This window comes from Pontibacter sp. GD7 (assembly GCF_058216375.1).
This window is the reverse complement of sequence record NZ_JBYZMP010000001.1, coordinates 351,149-369,059: the sequence shown is the minus strand read 5'-3', so window position 1 is coordinate 369,059 and position 17,911 is coordinate 351,149. Positions and strand designations below refer to the sequence as shown.

Here is a 17,911-nt window from a genome sequence, read left to right as displayed (position 1 = left end):
TTTACAATGGATATACCTGGCGTAAATTTTTATACCTACCCACGTATACACTAACAGCAACAAAAAAAGCACGTAAAACTATGGCTATTCCTGATAACGGTACACGCGAGAAAAGCACCAATCTTATCGAGAATCTGATGGGTTACATTGATACCCGTATAGATATCATACGATTAGAGGTCCAAGAAAAACTAAAATCGGTGATGGTAAATACCATGCATTTTGTTTTACTTGGATTTGCAGCGCTGATGTGCGTTATATTTGTGAGCATTTTCCTGGGGCTGCTGCTAAACCACTTGCTAAACAGCACCTTCTGGGGTTTTGGAATTGTGGCACTGATCTACATTATCCTATTGGTGGTACTGATCGTGGGGCTGGACAAGAAAGTGTTCCAGGATATGGCGGACAAGGCTTTGGAAAACACTATCTATAAATCTGATAAAAGAGAAAAAAGCATATGAGCGAAGCAACTAACCCGATCTTTGATAACGACCGAGACCTTTTAGAGAGACAAAAGGAGGAATATAAGCGGGCGCTGATGGGTGATGTAGACAGCATTAAGGCGCAAGGCCAGGAAATAGGCAAAAAAGTGGCCCTTGCCGGCGGTGTACTTCTGGCCGGTTACCTGCTGAAGCGCATGATCAGCGGCGGAAAAAAAAAAGGAAAAAAAGGTAAGAAGTCAAAACAGCCCAGAGCGTACGACTCCGCCGGAATCCCGGTTATGACAGAAAAAGAAACCGCTGCATGCGAACAGGAAAGCGGACACGGTTTCACGGCAAACCCCATGCACGACACACCAGATCATGAAACCGGCGAAGAGTCAAAAGGCTTTATGCACTCTAATGTGGCTAAGATCATAACATCTCAGGCTGCAACCCTGCTTATGATGTACCTCACGAAAAAGGTGAGCGACCACCTGAATAGTATCTCTGAAAATGACGATATTGCAGCTGCCCCTGCTCCAAAAGAGGAGGTAACTGTAATAGAGACAACTGAGATCATTGTTCCAAAAGAGGATGCCATTTAAAAACCGCCGCCCACAAAAGCATACTTTAGGCAGGAAGCACTTTGCCGTACTTTTAGACCCGGACAACCTGAACGAGGCATCCTGCCTGAGCTTGCTTTCTTTGTGCGCAGCGCACCCCGTTGACTTTTTCTTTGTGGGAGGCAGCCTCATTACTTCGCAAAATCAGGCTGATATTATCCGGCTTATCAAAGCCCACAGCGAGATACCGGTTATACTTTTCCCGAGCAACAGCCTGCATGTAGACAGCCAGGCCGATGGCATTTTGCTCCTTTCTCTTATCTCTGGACGCAACCCGGAGTTTCTGATCGGGCACCACGTTGTATCAGCGCCGTTGCTTAAAGCCAGCCAACTGGATATTTACCCTACGGGCTACATGCTTGTGGATAGCGGCCGCCAGACAACTGCCTCATACATGAGCGGCACCACCCCTATACCACACGACAAACCAGCCATTGCTGCCTGCACCGCTATGGCCGGAGAGATGCTGGGACTTCAGTATATTTACCTGGACGGAGGCAGCGGGGCTAAAGAGCCTGTTTCGGCAGAGATGATCGCTGCGGTGCGTGAGGCAGTAGAAACACCCATTATTGTTGGCGGTGGCATAGACACAACCCAAAAGGTCAAGGCTGCCCTGGAGGCCGGCGCCGATGTGGTAGTGGTAGGCAACCACATAGAAAAAAACCCCGGCTTTTTGGCCGAGGTTTCTAATCTTATCGCTTCGTATAACGTTGCTTTAGATGTTCATCGCTGATTCGCGACGACGCATCTTACCGGCAGGTATACCAAACATCATCTTAAAGCGACGGCAGAAGTAAGCCGTGTCTTTGTAACCAACTTCTTTACCGATCTCACGGATGCTCTTCTTGGTAGTGCGTAGCAAGAATACGGCACGCTCCATGCGCTGATACTCGATGTAGTCCTGTGGGTTGATGCCGGTCAGCATTTTGAAGTACTGGCCTACATAATCCTCTGATACGTTTGCAACGTTAGAAAGCACTTTGTTTGAAAGGTCGCCACCCAGGTTCTCCTTAATGTAGTTGAACAGGTCGATAAGGCGAGGGTCTTTGAAATAAGTGCTGTTTGTTGCAAGCTGCTCCACGAACATTCTGTTTCTAAGAATGTGGCGCACGATCTCCACAACGATCTGCTCTGTGTACAGGTTGATCAGACGTTCCTTGCCTGGCAGTTCCTGCATGCTTTCCTCAACAACTTTGATAACCAGGTTGGCTAATTTGTTATTGTTAGAAATAAGGAATGCCGGCAAATCCAATGACGCGAAGAAGTTAACAGAGTCAAATACTTTTGCCTCGAAGCTCACAAAGCTGTGGCTCTCTTCCGCATCACCGATCAGATCCAGGTCGTTGTTGCTTTTAAAGAACTTCTCTTTGTTCGTGATCAGATCATCGTTAGAGATAGTCTTTCCTTCTCCAGCTGGGCCGTAAGACACTTTTGTGCTACGTCCGCCAGGAATAAACAACAACTCTCCCTCTTCCACCATTTGCTCTTCGTCCCCAAAGAAGATGCTACCTTTGTGAAGCAGGATCAGGTTATTGCCTACATCATAGGAGTTGCGAACCGTAAAAGGCTGCTGCAACACCAGATTCTTTGCTTTAATGAACCGCACCCCAAGCGATTCAATAATCTTATTGTAATCTTCCATGTGTGTTACCAACTAACTTTTATACTATAAACCCTTTAATTTTGGCTTAAAGCTAAGATTAATCTTTATAAAATTCAAAATATTTTTAAAAAATAAATTTTAATTCAAGAAATACTATTCTTAGCTTAAACACCATGGAAACAATGTTTTAAGCCTGATTTTACTTAAGCAGTTCTCTTGAAATTACTATTTTCTGAATCTCAGATGTGCCTTCGTAAATTTGTGTAATTTTTGCATCACGCATTAAACGCTCCACATGGTATTCTTTCACGAAACCATAACCGCCATGTACCTGAACTGCCTCAACAGTTGTGTCCATTGCTACTTTTGATGCAAAAAGTTTTGCCATGGCGCCAGACTTACCGTAATCCTGGTGCGTGTCTTTATCGTGAGCAGCCTGCAGGCAAAGCAAACGGGCAGCCTCGATGTTTGTAGCCATGTCAGCCAGCTTAAACTGAATAGCCTGGTGCTTCGCGATCTCCACGCCAAACGCCTTACGCTCTTTAGAGTATTTTACAGCCAGCTCGTAAGCACCAGAAGCAATACCCAACGCCTGAGACGCGATACCGATACGGCCTCCAGCCAGTGTTGCCATGGCAAACTTAAAGCCAAAGCCATCCTCTCCGATACGGTTCTCTTTTGGCACCTTAACATCGGTGAACATCAGTGAATGTGTATCAGAGCCACGGATACCCAGCTTGTTCTCTTTTGGCCCGATCTCAAAGCCTTCCATACCACGCTCTACAATAAGGGCATTAATACCGCGGTGCTTCTTCTCCGGATCAGTTTGTGCTATCACCAGGTACACAGATGCTGTGCTGCCGTTCGTGATCCAGTTCTTAGTTCCGTTAAGCAGGTAGTAATCACCTTTGTCCTCGGCGGTAGTGCGCTGCGATGTGGCATCAGAACCAGCCTCCGGCTCTGATAAGCAGAAAGCGCCGATGATCTCGCCGGTAGCCAGTTTTGTAAGGTATTTCTGCTTTTGCTCTTCGGTGCCAAACTTTTCAAGTCCCCAGCAAACAAGCGAGTTGTTCACAGACATTACAACAGAAGCAGAGGCATCTACTTTAGAGATCTCTTCCATGGCCAGTACATAAGAAATGGTGTCCATGCCGCCGCCGTTATACTTCGGATCCACCATCATGCCCATAAAGCCAAGCTCACCCATTTTCTTGATCTGCTCAGCCGGGAACTTCTGGTGCTCGTCGCGCTCAATAACGCCAGGCAACAACTCCGTCTGTGCAAATTCGCGTGCAGCAGCCTGTACTGCCAGATGTTCTTCTGTTAATTGGAAATTCATACTTGTGTATATAAAAGATTCTGTTGAAACAATAATTTTAACGGTACAAAACTATGAAATACAGTGCAATTAAATCAACCCGCCAGCCTAATAATTGTTAGGCTATCCGAATATTTTATACTTTAATCGCTACAAATACGCATAAACAATAAACGCCGTCTGCATTACTGCAGGCGGCGTTTATACTTATATTATCATACATTGTGGCACCTTAGTCGCGGCGGCCCATTAGTATAGAGATGTAATACAGCAGTGTAGCCAAAGAGCCCAGCGCAGCTACCACGTAAGTCAGGGCAGCCCATTTAAGCGCATCTTTTGCCATGCCGTGCTCCTGTCTGGTAACAATACCGCGTTGGTCTATCCAGGCCAGGGCGCGCTTGCTGGCATCAAATTCAACTGGCAGCGTAACAAAGCTAAAGATAGTGGTTAAGGCAAAAAGCGACACACCAATTGCCAACGGCACCGGCGTAGACTGAATCATCAGGATACCGATAAGTATGATCCACTGCATGTAGCGCGAAGCTATACTTAAAGCAGGCACCATGGCCGAACGGAACTTCAGGAATGCATAGGCTTTGGCATGCTGTATAGCGTGGCCACATTCGTGTGCCGCCACCGCCGCTGCCGCTGCGCTGCGCGCCTCGTACACATACTCGCTCAGGTTAACTGTCTTATCAGCCGGGTTATAATGGTCCGTTAAACGGCCAGCCACCGAAATTACCCTTACATCCGTGATGCCGTTATCCTTCAGCATCATCTCCGCCACTTCGCGGCCACTTAAGCCAGAGCTCAGCGGCGTCTGGGAGTATTCCTTAAACTTGCTTTTCAAGCGGGCACTTACCAGCCAGCTTATCAGCATAAATAAGATACCTATTAAATATATTCCAGCCATAGCTATACTTTACGCTTTATCAGAATTTAATTGATTTTCTATTTTGTTAACGATGTTGGTAGTAGAGTAACCCTTTACCAGCGGAACTGTTTTTACCTCCCCGCCTCGGGCCATCACCACCTCATGCCCCACAATCTGCTCCACTGCATAGTCATCGCCTTTTACCAGTATGTCTGGCTGCACGGCCCTGATCAGCTCCATCGGGGTATCGTCGTTAAAGAGCACTACTGCATCCACGAACAAAAGAGATGCCATTACCCGCGCACGTGACATTTCGTCCTGAAGCGGCCGGCTCGGCCCTTTTATACGGCTAATTGACGCATCCGTATTAAGTCCGAGCACTAATTTATCGCCAAGTTGTCTTGCTTTCTCCAGGTAATCCACGTGGCCCAGGTGCAGCAGGTCGAAGCAACCGTTTGTAAATACGATCTTTTGCCCCTGTGCGCGCCATTCTTCCAGCTTTTCCTGCAGCTGCGGCAAAGTATAGATTTTACTGCTTGAGTTCATGTACAGATTCTTGAGTTATGATTTGTTGAGGCCGGTGAAGCACAGTGGCAATAAAGCTGATCACGCCCATTACAACGACCAAAAGTGTTTGTGAAGTATGCGCCAGCAAAGCATAGGCCATGCCCGCCTCTTTGGGCACCCCATAGAGCAGCAACGTAGCCTGTACCAGCAAATGATAAACCCCTATACCTCCTTGTACCGGGGCTGCCATACCCAAACTACCGATCACAAGCACCGACAGGCCGGCGCCCCAGCCCAGATTACTGGTGGCTGGCATGGCAAAAAACACTACCACGCTCATGGCATAATACATCAGCCACACAAAAATGGTATGCCCCCAAAAGGCAAACTGGTTATCCAGCCTGGTTATACTAAACACCCCCTTCAGCATCCCCTTCACAAAGTCTACCGCTTTCCTGAAATACCTGTTTTTGCGCAGGCGGCTGAGGTGCCGTAGCATGATGAAAAGTATAACTGCTAACCCACCCAGCATGACCCAAAACACCCAGTACAGCGAATTAAGGGTTTGCTCAAAGCCGCTATACTTTTCTGTGAACAGCCCCAGGAAGAAACCCCGGATGCGGCTGAACTCGACAAGCAAGGTAAGCCCGACAGCCAAAAGCAGCATAAGCAGGTCTATAAAGCGCTCAGCGATCACGGTGCCGAAGCCCGTGTTCACCGGCACGCCGTCAGAGCGCTTCAGCACGCTGCATCGCACCACTTCTCCCATACGGGGTAGCACCAGGTTGGCAAGGTAGCCCACCATCATGGCACGGTAGGTACGGACTAACGACGGGTTATGGCCTGTGGGCTTGATCTGCATGTGCCAGCGGTAGGCGCGGCTCATGTACGCCGTTACGCCCATCAAAAGCGAAAGGCCGATCCAGGAATAGTTTGTGTTTCGAAGCTCGGCCCACATTTTCTGAAAATCGAGCTCCTTCAGCGCATACCACATCAGAAATGCGGATATGCCCAGTAGCAGCGCATATTTCAGAAAAGAGAGCAGCTTTTTCATGCGAGGGGTTTAAACCAGGCGATTGTGCTGATCCGGGAAAACAAGCGTAGGAGTATGGCTTTTAGCGTCTTCGAACTTAATGCTGCAGTAAGAGATCACGATCACGATGTCGCCTACCTGCACCTTGCGTGCAGCCGGGCCGTTCAGGCAAACCGTACCGGTACCGCGTTCGCCTTTGATTACGTAAGTCTCGAAGCGCTCGCCGTTGTTGATGTTAACAATCTGTACTTTTTCGTTCTCCACAACATTTGCGGCATCCATCAGGTCCTCGTCAATCGTGATGCTGCCAACATAGTGCAGTTCGGCCTGTGTTACCTTACAACGGTGAATTTTGGATTTTAAAACCTCAATATACATGGTGTATCTTGTAATAAAGCGCAAAGTTAGACAATTGCCTGCAGATTAACTACCAAAGTGCCGGTAGTATACCCTACGCTGTAAACAAATCAGGCCTGGTTTAGATTCACGAGCAAGTTGTCGATCAGGCGCACCGGCCCTACGTGTGCTGCAATGCACAGCGCTACCTCGCTTGCACCCTGTACTTCGTGTAGCGGCTGTAGTGTACTAGGGTCTGCTATCTCAAAGTATTCCAGTTCTACCTGGTTTATACTTTGCAGGTATGAGCTGATCTCCTGCTTTATACTTTGCACCGGCTTTTCAGAGAGCATAGAGGCTGCTATTTGCAGTGCTTTGTATAGGTGCGTGGCTATTTGCCGCTGTTCTTCGTTAAGGCGCTTGTTCCTGGATGACATGGCCAGGCCATCTTCTTCGCGCACCGTTGGGTAACACACTAACTCCAGGTCAAAGCTAAGCGCCTGCACCAATTGCCGCACTATGGCCACCTGCTGCAGGTCTTTCTGCCCGAAGTATGCCCGGCTCGGATTAACATAATGGAACAGCTTGCTGACGATGGTGGCCACACCATTAAAGTGCCCCGGGCGGTGCTCTCCCTCCATTACGGCCTCCAGCGCTCCGAAACTAAACTGCAGCAGCGTCTGTTGTGAGTATACTTCCTGTGCTTCAGGCAGAAAAAGGTAGTCGCAGTTAACTGACTGTAGCAATGCGATATCCTGTTCTGAGGTACGTGGGTACAGTTTATAATCTTCGGGATTATTGAACTGGGTGGGGTTCACAAAAATACTGCAGACCGTTATGTCGTTTTCACGGGCAGAGGCGCGAAGCAGTTGCAGGTGCCCCTCGTGCAGCGCTCCCATGGTGGGCACAAAGCCAATACGCTTACCGCTACACCTTATAGCCTGCATTTTTTCACGGATAGTGCCAACGTGCTTTATAACTTCCATTTAAACTGTCTGTCTGGTATGTTTTGTTAAGGGCGGCAAATGTAAGTTATAACGTATTAAATTGAAAATTAGAATAAAAAATACTAATTTTGCACGTCCCATTACTGTTGCTTATTAATTTTTAACTACTTATTCATGTCAAAATTGCGAATTCTATACGCCGCCACCGAGATCAATCCCTTCCTTCAAACCACTAAAGTAGCCGAGTTTTTACAGACGCTGCCTCAAGGTATGCAGGAGCGAGGAATGGAGATCCGCATTTTTGTTCCGCGTTTTGGCCTAATAAATGAGCGTAAAAACCGTTTGCACGAAGTGGTACGCCTTTCTGGCATTAATATAGCTGTTGGCGACGACGAGAAACCCCTGATTATCAAGGTAGCTTCTATTCCGAATGCCAAATTGCAAGTATATTTTATCGACAACGAAGACTATTTTCACAGAAAGTCCGTTTTCGTTGACAAGAACAACAAGTTCCACCAGGACAACGACGAGCGTGCCATCTTCTTCTGCAAGGGCGTGCTGGAAACCGTTAAGAAACTTGGCTGGGCCCCGGACATTGTGCACTGCAACGATTGGATGACAGGTTTGATACCACTTTACTTAAAAACGACTTATAAAAAGGATCCTATCTTTAAAGATTCCAAGTCGATGTTTACGGTATACAACCACAACTATAAGCACAAGTTTGAAGGAGACCTGCTTGAGAAAGTAAAGATGCTGGATATCGATGACAGCATGCTGGATCATCTGAAAAATGCCGACCTTGACAGTTTTATCAAGATAGGTATGGAGTATGCTGATTCTGTTATCAAAACAAACGAGAACTTTAGCGAAAACATCAGCGAGCTGTTTAACGAGTACATGCAAACGAAAAGCATCAGCACTGTTAGCGCCGACGACACCCTTTTAGACTCATACTACAACCTGTATAATGAACTTAGCCGCTAGGAGATTACTTTTATTCTTCTTTTCTATCGTCACCCTTGCATCCTGCGAAGACCCAACCGAGATCGGAATTGACCTTCAGGATGAAAACCAGATAGGCACAGATTTTACTGATACGATCACGATCAACACCGGCACGGTGCTCTTACCCGACTCTATCCTGTCGTTTAAGACAACTCCTGCTCAGGTAGGCATACTGGCTGACCCGGTTCTTGGTACTGTTAAGGCTACTACTTATACAGAGGTAGGCCTGGGCGGCACGGATGTTTCCTTCGGTGAGAACCCGCAGGTTGACTCTATGGTACTGACTCTGGATTACAGCGCGATATTCGGCAACAAAACAAAGCCGTTGAAGATCAACGTGTTCCGTTTAACGGAAGCCTTCCAGGAAAAAGCGTCATACTTTACCACAACAAAACTTGCCACGGAAGCTAGTCCGCTGGCATCTACTACGCTGGTACCTTTGCTGTACGAGAAAAAGAAAGTATTTGACGTGGACTCTACTGCAGCCAGAAGACTGATCAAAGTGAAGCTGCCACAGAGCCTGATAAACGAATTCGTAGCGCAGTCTGGCAAAGACCCGCTTAAATCACAGGCTAATTTTGAGGCTTTCTTTAAAGGACTGGCAATTGCACCTGAAGGCGAGCCGGCAAGTATACTTGCCCTGAACTTTGCCGCAGACAGCTCTAAGATCGTACTGCACTATAAAAACGGCAACGACAAGAAAAAGCATACTTTCAGATTCAATACATCTGCGGTTAGCTTCTTCACAAACTTCGAAAGCAACCGTGCAGGCACACCAGTAGCCACCCTTACACAGAAGGGTGATTTTATAGCTGCGGCGCAAACCGGCAACGAGAGTTTTATACAGAACAACACGCAGCTTCTGACGAAATTAACAATACCTTACTTACAGAAGTTTAAGGATGTTACCGGTACCATTGTTATAAACAGGGCTGAGTTGATCTTACCTGTCAAGGCAAACTCGACATCAGCTTTAGCGCCGCCACCACAGTTGGTACTGTACCAGACAAACAATACCAATCGCATTCTGAAAGATGCCAATGGAAGCTCACTGACCGTACAGCAAAGCAACCTGGGGCAGGTAAACGGAACAGCCTTCCCGGCAGTGCTTACTTATAACAGCGAGAAAAGCAGGTATACGTTAAATATTACTTCATACTTCCAGGCTATGCTGCTAGGTAAAAAGCCAAACAATGGCTTGCTACTGGCTCCTGCCTCTGTTGTGGCAAACCAGAGCGGTGGCTATGCCATCACCCCTGAAATCAGGCCATACAGAGCCATCATCAGCAACACTGCGAGCAACAAAGTGAAACTGGTTGTATACTATTCAAAACTGAACTAGAAAACTTATTTATTATAGTACAAATAGGTACCTTTGTAGGGTACCTATTTTATTTTAAAGATACAAAAACAGCATGTGTGGAATTGTAGCATACGTAGGCCATAGAGAAGCCTGCCCGATTGTTATTAAAGGACTAAAAAGACTGGAGTACCGTGGCTATGACAGTGCCGGCGTGGCGTTGATGAACGGTGATCTGAGTGTTTATAAGAAGAAAGGAAAAGTTTCTGATCTGGAAGAGTTTCTTGCAGATAAAGACACGCATGGCCATATAGGTATGGGCCACACACGTTGGGCCACACATGGCGAGCCAAATGACAAGAACGCTCACCCACACTATTCAAGCTCTGGCAGCATTGCAATTATCCACAATGGTATCATTGAAAACTATGCTGCGTTAAAAACGCTTCTGATAGAAAAAGGCCATACGTTTAAATCCGACACCGACTCTGAGGTGTTTATAAACCTGATCGAGGATATCCGTGTGAACAACAACTGCTCAATGCCTGAGGCTGTGCGCCTTGCCATGCATGAAGTTGTTGGTGCTTATGCTATCGTGGTGTTATCAAAAGAAGACCAGAACCAACTGATTGCGGCACGTAAAGGCAGCCCTTTGGTAGTAGGTGTTGGCAAAGGTGAGTACTTCCTGGCGTCAGACGCCACCCCGATCATAGAGTATACAAATGATGTGATCTATGTAAACGATTATGAGCTGGTAGTTATAAAAGATGGTGAGCTGGAGATCAGAACGAAAGAAGACGTAAAGCAGACGCCATATGTGCACCGTTTGGAGATGGAACTTGAGTCTATCGAGAAAGGTGGTTACGAGCACTTCATGCTGAAAGAAATCTACGAGCAGCCACGCTCTATACTTGACAGCATGCGTGGGCGTATGATCGCAGAAAGCAACCACCTGATGATGAGCGGTGTGCGTGAGTATGAGAATAAACTGGCCAATGCAGAGCGTATCATTATTGTGGCTTGCGGTACATCATGGCATGCCGGTCTTGTGGCTGAGTACCTGATCGAAGACCTGGCTCGCATTCCGGTAGAGGTTGAGTATGCCTCTGAATTCCGTTACCGCAATCCGATCATCACCGAAAAAGACATTGTGATCGCTATTTCACAGTCTGGTGAAACAGCTGATACGTTAGCTGCCATTGAGCTGGCTAAATCTAAGGGTGCAACCATTTTTGGTATCTGCAACGTGGTAGGTTCTTCTATTGCCCGTGCCACCGATGCAGGCGCTTATACACACGCTGGCCCAGAGATTGGTGTGGCAAGTACAAAGGCCTTTACCGCTCAGGTTACAGTGCTTACCCTGATCGCGATGATCCTGGGCAGCAAACGCGGCACTTTAGAAACAACTAAGCTGCACCAGTTAATGGTTGAGCTGGAGAGCATCCCTGCCAAAGTAGAGGAAGCACTTAAACTGAATGATCAGATTGTTGAAATATCTCAACTGTTTAAGGATGCAACCAACTTCCTATACTTGGGCCGTGGCTATAACTTCCCGGTTGCCCTGGAGGGAGCTCTAAAACTGAAGGAGATCTCTTACATCCACGCAGAGGGTTACCCGGCTGCTGAAATGAAGCACGGACCTATTGCCTTGATCGATGAGCAGATGCCGGTAGTGGTAATTGCCACTAAGGATAGCTCTTATGAGAAGATCGTATCAAATGTGCAGGAGGTGAAGGCCCGTAAAGGAAAGGTTATCGCTGTGGTAACTGAAGGCGACACCACTATCCCTTCTATGGCCGACTACGTGATCGAGATACCAGAAACAAGTGAACACCTGATGCCATTGCTTTCTGTTATTCCATTGCAGCTGCTGTCTTACCATATTGCGGTAATGCGCGGCTGTAACGTAGACCAGCCACGTAATCTGGCTAAGTCTGTTACAGTGGAGTAATAGCTTTGAAGTATAAAGGAAAAGGGAGCCGTTTGGCTCCCTTTTTTATTTCAATCAGGTTGTTAAACACAACAGAGTAACTTATACTTTCGAGGCTATCTGGCTTTTTAGATAATGTGTCTTTAGCAAAGGGCAAATCTTATACCTTTCTTCTTTGGTGTCTTCGTAAACAGCCTGCAACACTTTATACACATTGGCTATGCCAATCTGATTTGCCCACTCAAAAGGGCCCTGCGGGTAATTGGTGCCTAGCTTCATACCCAGGTCGATGTCTTCTACACCGGCGGTATTCTCCTGCAAAGTATAAAACGCCTCATTGATGATCATGCAGATCATGCGCGGCGTTACCATGCCAACACGGTCAGCTACTACCAGGTATTCCGTTCCAAGCGTTTCACAGATCTGCTTTACTTTATCCTCGTCAGCGCTGTTGTAAAGACTTATCTCCAGAACAGGCCTGTTAAGAAAGCTTGGCAAACCATTGAACCCGACAAGGGTGCAGGGCTCTTGCAAACCGCTCTGGTATACTATGTCGGCTAGCTGCGTAGTAACTGCATTACAGAACACGATCTGCTCCGGGGCATAGGCACTTAATCTCTCTGGCTGCTCATGTAATAAAAAGTCGAAAACCACATCGGCCGTTTCAGGCTGCTGGTCGAGCAGGTTGTGGGAATGCATGAAAGTATAGCTAAGGCCTTCTTTCCCCTCCGGAAACTTTTGTTTGAATTCGGCGGCCATTTCAGGGCCAGACAAAACAACTATGTGCATATTTCTGTACTTTTGGTGGTAAAGATACACATTTAAACGAATCTGAATATGGCACATACCATCATCAACTCTGCCAAGGCGCCTGCACCAATTGGCCCGTATAGCCAGGCAACCATGGCAAACGGCATACTTTACGTATCCGGACAAATTGCTTTGGATGCGGAAAGCGGCAACCTTGTGAATGATAGCATTGAGAACGAAACGCATAAAGTAATGCAGAACCTGCAGGCTATACTTGAAGAGGCAGGCATGGACTTTAGTAACGTACTGAAGTGCACCATCTTTGTGAAAGACCTGAAGAACTTTGGCAAGATAAACGAGACTTACGGCAGCTACTTTACCAGCAACCCTCCTGCCCGCGAAACAGTAGAGGTTAGCCGCCTGCCAAAGGATGTGAACGTAGAGATTTCTTGTATTGCTACGAAGTAGGTTTTAGACAAAAGATTTTTTGATGAAGGACAAAGGAGTAAAGTATGGCTTCTTTGTCCTTTGTTTTTATACTTTTCATGCCCAACCAACCTTGTCCTCACATATATTGAAAGCAAAAATCGTCATTCTATAATATCATTATTAAAAGTCCTTTGCTCTCAGCTAGCTTTTCGCCTCACCGGCTGGGCCTTACTTTTCTCCTTGATGAGAAAAGTAAGCAAAAGAATCAAGACGATTTTGTTTGTCGAGGGCCCCTACCCCCACTCGCTGAATGCTCAAACAAAAAATCGTCAAGGGTGCACATGGTTAAAGCCATTACATTTAATTAGCATCAATGTTTGCGCCTAGCAGCAGCCGCTGGCGAAGAAGTGCCCTTTCCAGTCCTTGGGTTGAGCGCCTTCTATTGTTGCGGTGCTGAGCGAAGCGAGGCAGCCGTTAGGCAGCTTCAATAGACAGCGCGATGCGCAAAGGCGAGGCCTTGCGGCCTTGAGCACACCAAAGTCTGAAATGAAAAGATAGGCAAGTAAAACTGAGGATCAGCAGCAGCTAAAAAAGTATAACTCTTTAACTCCTAAACTCTCTAACTCTTAAACTCTAAATGTTCGCTCCTTCCTCCTTCTCCCCCTCATCAGTAACCGTAGGCTCTTCCTCCTCTTCCAACTCCCCGTATACTTCTTTGTCATGTTTACCAGGTTCGGCATTAACTGCAGAGTTGCCTACCTCTACTTCCTGGCGTATCACACGCACGGCGTAGTCGGCGGGATAGATGTTGAAGCCATACTTGCGGGAGTACACGAACGTGAATACAGCCCCGAAAAAGATGATCTGCGAGGTGAAAAACACCCAGGTAAGTATAACTACTATGGAGCCGGCTGCCCCATACACCGAGCCAACATCATTCTTTCCCAGATAAAACCCGATCAACCCACGGAACAGCACGAACAGCAGGGAAGTAACCAAAGCCCCTACTCCTACATCGCGCCACTTTATTTTGGCATCGGGCAAGAATTTATAGATGCAGGCAAACAGAAAAGACATCAGCAGGAAGGCAGATAAAAAGTTGGCTGTATGCAGTACATATACTACCCAGCCCGAAAATCTTGCCGTCAGAAAATCACCTATAGCTACCAGTATCGTATTAGCCAGTAGCGACAAAAGCAGGATAATGGCAATGGCCAGTATCATCCCAAACGACAGCGCCCTGTCAAGTATAAGCTTGAGGTAGCCACGCTTAGGCACGGGCTTTACATACCAGATTTCGTTAAGTGAGTCCTGTAATGAGATAAAAACACCGGTGGCAGCTACGAACAAAGCTACACCGCCTATAATAGCCGCCAGGTTAAAGTCACCGAACTCGTTCACGTTCTCCACCATCTTCTGCACCGAATAGGCACCCTCAGATCCAATCAGTTCTTTAATGTGAAAATATATCTCGCCGGAAACGGCCTGCTCGCCGAAAAAGTAGCCTGCTGCGCTGATAATGATGATAAGCATGGGTGGCAGGGCAAAAATAGTATAGTATGCCAGGGCGGCTCCCTTCTGGAAGGAGTTGTTATCCAGAAACTCCAGCCAGGTTTCTTTTAACAAGGCCCACGACATCAATATCTTTTTTTGCACCATTTACTGCAGCTTTTATACTTCTATTAAGCCAATACGCAATTGCCTGATTATGTTTATACTATAACAAAGTATAAAACAAATGTTTTGCTAACATACTCCTGCGTTTAGCGTTACCGAAACCATAGTTTATTTTGTACCTTTGCACCAAATTTGATTTGAATACAACAACCATACATGGAAAGAGAAGTTAGAGTACGCTTTGCCCCAAGCCCGACAGGGCCTCTCCATATCGGTGGTGTGCGCACTGCCCTTTACAACTTTTTGCTAGCCCGTAAAACAGGCGGTAAAATGATTCTGCGCATCGAAGACACTGACCAGAACCGTTTTGTGCCGGGTGCCGAAGACTACATTCGTGAGTCGCTGGAGTGGTGCGGCATTGAGCTGGACGAAAGCCCATGGAAAGGTGGCCCTTACGCGCCTTACCGCCAGTCGGAGCGCAAGCCAATGTACATGCAGTATGCCCTGCAGCTGGTAGAGAGCGGCCATGCTTACTATGCTTTCGATACTGCCGAAGAGTTGGATGAGATGCGTGAGCGTTTAAAAGCTGCCAAAGTAGCTACGCCACAGTATAACTCTATCACGCGCATGACCATGAAAAACTCGCTTACCCTGCCAGAGGATGAAGTGAAGAAGCGCCTGGAGTCCGGTGACCCTTACGTGATCCGTTTGAAAGTACCGCGAAAAGAGGAAGTACGCCTGAAAGACCTGATCCGTGGTTGGGTAATGGTACACTCTTCTGCCATTGATGATAAAGTTTTGATGAAGTCGGATGGTATGCCAACGTACCACCTGGCCAACATTGTGGATGACCACCTGATGAAGATCACACACGTGATCCGTGGAGAGGAGTGGTTACCGTCTGCGCCGCTGCATGTGCTGCTGTACCGCTACCTGGGCTGGGAAGACACCATGCCGGAGTTTGCGCACTTGCCGCTGTTGCTAAAGCCTGACGGAAACGGTAAACTGAGCAAGCGCGATGGTGATAAGCTGGGCTTCCCGGTGTTCCCACTTCGCTGGACAGATCCGTTTACAAATGAAGTATCTTCTGGTTACCGTGAGAGCGGTTATCTGCCAGAGGCCTTCACTAACTTCCTTGCCTTCCTGGGCTGGAACCCGGGTACACAGCAGGAGATTTTCTCTATGGATGAATTGATCCAGGAGTTCTCTGTGGAGCGTATCGGTAAGTCGGGTACTCGTTTCGATATTCAGAAAGCACGTTGGTTTAACGAGCAGTACTTACGTGCTAAGCCAGACAGCGAATTGGCAGGCTACCTGATGAAGGCGCTGGAAGAGCACGGCATCACCACTACACAGGAGAAAGCTGAGAAGATCGCTGGCTTGATGAAGGAGCGTGTAAGCTTCCCGCAGGATTTCTGGAAAGAGGCAGAGTATTTCTTTGTGGCTCCGACAGAGTATAGCGAAAAAGTAGCTTCTAAAAAGTGGAACAGCCAATCTGTAGCTGTGTTTGAAGATTTCAAAAATGAGCTTTCTTCGCTGGAAAGCTTCAATGCAGATACGGTTAAAGACCTGCTAATAGCTATACTTGAGCGCCACGGAATGAAGATTGGTCAGGTAATGCAGGCATTGCGCTTAGCCGTTACTGGTGCCGAGGCAGGCCCGGACCTGATGCAGATCATAGAAGTGATTGGCCGCGAAGAAACCATTACTCGTATAGAAACCGCTATTGAAAAGTTAAGCCAGTATACTACTGCTTAAGTATAGCAAAGTATAAAGTATAGAGAGGCTGGCCCCATGGGCTGGCCTTTTTTATTTTCCGCACTTTCGGCTGGCTTGTAACAAATTGCTTCTTCTTAGCTTATACATCAGTAAGTATAAACCAGACTATCATGGCTAAGAATAAAAAAGAAAGCAAGAGCAGTAAGAAAAAGTCGCGGGTGCATAAAGACCTCGAAGGCTTTGAAATTAAGGTGAATGAGCACGGTGAGATCATCTCCAACTATAGTATAGACCGCATTAACGAGTTCCTGAACAAGAATGTGGAGGATAAAAAGCTGATGAAACGCGATGCCGCTGAAAAGGCCAAACGCGAAGAGGAAGAGGCTTACCACATTGAGGAAAGCGAAGAAGTAGAAGAAACCGACGAGGATTTTGTGCGCAACACCAGCGGGGCATCAGATGAGGAAGAGGAAGAAAAAAGCCTGCCTAAGGCACGTCGCCGAAAGAAAGGTGAAGAAGAAGATGACGAAGATGAAGAGTAGCTAGTAGCTTAATTTATAGCCACATGAGGGGCAAATGGCCGGACTTGTCTTGAAGCTGTTTGCCTCTCTTTCATTATTGCGCTTAATAACTTAACTTTCTATTGAAACCAACATATACTAACGAACTATGATAAACTCACACGAAATCGATTACAATATATTCGGTAATGACATTCAGGTATTGGAAATTGAGCTGGACCCGAACGAGACGGTAATAGCTGAAGCCGGCGCCATGGTTTACATGGAAGAGGGGATCGATTTCCAGACAAAGATGGGAGACGGCTCTAATCCGGATCAAGGCTTTTTAGGTAAATTACTCTCAGCCGGTAGCCGTCTAATTACTGGTGAGTCGTTGTTTATGACCCATTTTACCCACCGCGGCCACGGCAAGGGCCATGTGGCGTTCTCAGCCCCATACCCTGGCACTATACTTCCTATAGATCTTAGCACTACCCGCAATAACACGCTTATTACACAAAAGGACGCTTTCCTGGCTGCAGCCTTAGGCACTAAGCTTAGCATACACTTCAATCAGCGCCTAGGCTCAGGCTTTTTTGGCGGCGAAGGTTTTGTACTTCAGAAGATGCAGGGCGACGGCAGGGCCTTTATACATGCCGGCGGCACCGTGGTAGAGAAACATCTGAATAATGAAACACTTCGTGTAGATACAGGTTGTGTGGTGGCTTTTGAGGAAGGTATAGATTTTAGCGTGCAGCGTGCCGGTGGCTTAAAGTCGATGATATTTGGTGGAGAGGGCTTGTTCCTGGCAACCTTGCGCGGTACTGGCAGAGTATGGCTGCAGTCTATGCCGGTGAAGAAGCTGATAGAGGCGCTGATGCCACGTGGAGAGAATGCCAACAAAGAAGGCGGCATGTTCAGCAGCTTTATGGAGTAGAAGGTCGCTTTGCTCCCAATTATGAATTAGGAATTAGTAATTATGAATGGGGTTTACT

At 47.1% G+C, this 17,911-nt stretch carries 19 protein-coding genes; 10 read left to right on the top strand and 9 right to left on the bottom strand.

Annotated elements, in window-relative coordinates:
- The first annotated feature begins 80 nt into the window (after positions 1-80).
- From AC4BAP_RS01575 to AC4BAP_RS01565, 3 genes are read left to right on the top strand one after another with little or no spacing between them, the layout of a single operon-like run.
- Positions 81-461, top strand: a complete 381-nt coding sequence (locus AC4BAP_RS01575) for a phage holin family protein (RefSeq protein ID WP_490580859.1) — start codon at positions 81-83, stop codon at positions 459-461.
- Positions 458-1,027: a hypothetical protein gene (locus tag AC4BAP_RS01570; protein WP_490580858.1), complete on the top strand. Its 570-nt coding sequence runs from the start codon at positions 458-460 to the stop codon at positions 1,025-1,027. The genes AC4BAP_RS01575 and AC4BAP_RS01570 overlap by 4 nt, the downstream gene beginning before the upstream one ends.
- Complete coding sequence (locus AC4BAP_RS01565; RefSeq protein WP_490580857.1) at positions 1,017-1,778, top strand: phosphoglycerol geranylgeranyltransferase; 762 nt, start codon at positions 1,017-1,019, stop codon at positions 1,776-1,778. The genes AC4BAP_RS01570 and AC4BAP_RS01565 overlap by 11 nt, the downstream gene beginning before the upstream one ends.
- Here AC4BAP_RS01565 and AC4BAP_RS01560 read toward each other — a convergent pair.
- The 7 genes from AC4BAP_RS01560 to panC form a co-directional block, all read right to left on the bottom strand.
- Complete coding sequence (locus AC4BAP_RS01560; RefSeq protein ID WP_490580856.1) at positions 1,761-2,687, bottom strand: AraC family transcriptional regulator; 927 nt, start codon at positions 2,685-2,687, stop codon at positions 1,761-1,763. The genes AC4BAP_RS01565 and AC4BAP_RS01560 overlap by 18 nt on opposite strands.
- Positions 2,688-2,847: 160 nt before the next feature.
- Positions 2,848-3,987 carry an acyl-CoA dehydrogenase gene (locus AC4BAP_RS01555; RefSeq protein ID WP_490580855.1) on the bottom strand — a complete coding sequence of 380 codons (1,140 nt, stop codon included), beginning with the start codon at positions 3,985-3,987 and terminating at the stop codon, positions 2,848-2,850.
- Positions 3,988-4,198: 211 nt separating this feature from the next.
- Complete coding sequence (locus tag AC4BAP_RS01550) at positions 4,199-4,879, bottom strand: zinc metallopeptidase (RefSeq protein WP_490580854.1); 681 nt, start codon at positions 4,877-4,879, stop codon at positions 4,199-4,201.
- 9 nt (positions 4,880-4,888) lie between these two features.
- Entirely contained in the window at positions 4,889-5,386 is a 498-nt protein-coding gene (rfaE2, locus tag AC4BAP_RS01545; RefSeq protein ID WP_490580853.1) for a D-glycero-beta-D-manno-heptose 1-phosphate adenylyltransferase, read from the bottom strand.
- Positions 5,370-6,401, bottom strand: coding sequence for a lysylphosphatidylglycerol synthase transmembrane domain-containing protein (locus tag AC4BAP_RS01540; protein ID WP_490580852.1), 1,032 nt, complete (start codon positions 6,399-6,401; stop codon positions 5,370-5,372). The genes rfaE2 and AC4BAP_RS01540 overlap by 17 nt, the downstream gene beginning before the upstream one ends.
- Before the next feature lie 9 nt (positions 6,402-6,410).
- On the bottom strand, positions 6,411-6,758 hold the full coding sequence (gene panD, locus AC4BAP_RS01535) for an aspartate 1-decarboxylase (protein ID WP_340408865.1): 348 nt from the start codon (positions 6,756-6,758) through the stop codon (positions 6,411-6,413).
- A gap of 89 nt (positions 6,759-6,847) precedes the next feature.
- The gene (panC, locus tag AC4BAP_RS01530; RefSeq protein WP_490580851.1) at positions 6,848-7,702 is read right to left on the bottom strand and encodes a pantoate--beta-alanine ligase; all 855 of its coding nucleotides are present in this window, start codon (positions 7,700-7,702) and stop codon (positions 6,848-6,850) included.
- A gap of 135 nt (positions 7,703-7,837) precedes the next feature.
- On the opposite strand from panC, the gene AC4BAP_RS01525 reads away from it, so the two are divergent.
- From AC4BAP_RS01525 to glmS, 3 genes are all read left to right on the top strand, one after another.
- Positions 7,838-8,650 carry a glycogen/starch synthase gene (locus AC4BAP_RS01525; RefSeq protein ID WP_490580850.1) on the top strand — a complete coding sequence of 271 codons (813 nt, stop codon included), beginning with the start codon at positions 7,838-7,840 and terminating at the stop codon, positions 8,648-8,650.
- Positions 8,634-10,013 carry a DUF4270 family protein gene (locus AC4BAP_RS01520; RefSeq protein WP_490580849.1) on the top strand — a complete coding sequence of 460 codons (1,380 nt, stop codon included), beginning with the start codon at positions 8,634-8,636 and terminating at the stop codon, positions 10,011-10,013. The genes AC4BAP_RS01525 and AC4BAP_RS01520 overlap by 17 nt, the downstream gene beginning before the upstream one ends.
- 73 nt (positions 10,014-10,086) lie before the next feature.
- Complete coding sequence (glmS, locus tag AC4BAP_RS01515; RefSeq protein WP_490580848.1) at positions 10,087-11,922, top strand: glutamine--fructose-6-phosphate transaminase (isomerizing); 1,836 nt, start codon at positions 10,087-10,089, stop codon at positions 11,920-11,922.
- Between the two features lie 81 nt (positions 11,923-12,003).
- Here glmS and AC4BAP_RS01510 read toward each other — a convergent pair whose 3' ends face one another.
- A complete protein-coding gene (locus tag AC4BAP_RS01510) occupies positions 12,004-12,690 on the bottom strand; it encodes a 3-hydroxyacyl-CoA dehydrogenase family protein (RefSeq protein ID WP_490580847.1) in 687 nt (228 codons plus the stop codon).
- Positions 12,691-12,738: 48 nt separating this feature from the next.
- Between AC4BAP_RS01510 and AC4BAP_RS01505 the strand changes: the two genes are divergently transcribed.
- Complete coding sequence (locus AC4BAP_RS01505) at positions 12,739-13,119, top strand: RidA family protein (protein WP_490580846.1); 381 nt, start codon at positions 12,739-12,741, stop codon at positions 13,117-13,119.
- 594 nt (positions 13,120-13,713) lie between these two features.
- On the opposite strand, the gene AC4BAP_RS01500 is transcribed toward AC4BAP_RS01505, so the two are convergent.
- Complete coding sequence (locus tag AC4BAP_RS01500; protein WP_490580845.1) at positions 13,714-14,739, bottom strand: YihY/virulence factor BrkB family protein; 1,026 nt, start codon at positions 14,737-14,739, stop codon at positions 13,714-13,716.
- Between the two features lie 174 nt (positions 14,740-14,913).
- On the opposite strand from AC4BAP_RS01500, the gene gltX reads away from it, so the two are divergent.
- The 3 genes from gltX (at position 14,914) to AC4BAP_RS01485 (ending at position 17,853) form a co-directional block, all read left to right on the top strand.
- Positions 14,914-16,455: a glutamate--tRNA ligase gene (gene gltX / locus AC4BAP_RS01495; protein WP_490580844.1), complete on the top strand. Its 1,542-nt coding sequence runs from the start codon at positions 14,914-14,916 to the stop codon at positions 16,453-16,455.
- A gap of 131 nt (positions 16,456-16,586) precedes the next feature.
- On the top strand, positions 16,587-16,958 hold the full coding sequence (locus tag AC4BAP_RS01490) for a hypothetical protein (RefSeq protein WP_490580843.1): 372 nt from the start codon (positions 16,587-16,589) through the stop codon (positions 16,956-16,958).
- Between the two features lie 127 nt (positions 16,959-17,085).
- Complete coding sequence (locus AC4BAP_RS01485) at positions 17,086-17,853, top strand: TIGR00266 family protein (RefSeq protein WP_490580842.1); 768 nt, start codon at positions 17,086-17,088, stop codon at positions 17,851-17,853.
- Positions 17,854-17,911 lie beyond the last annotated feature (58 nt).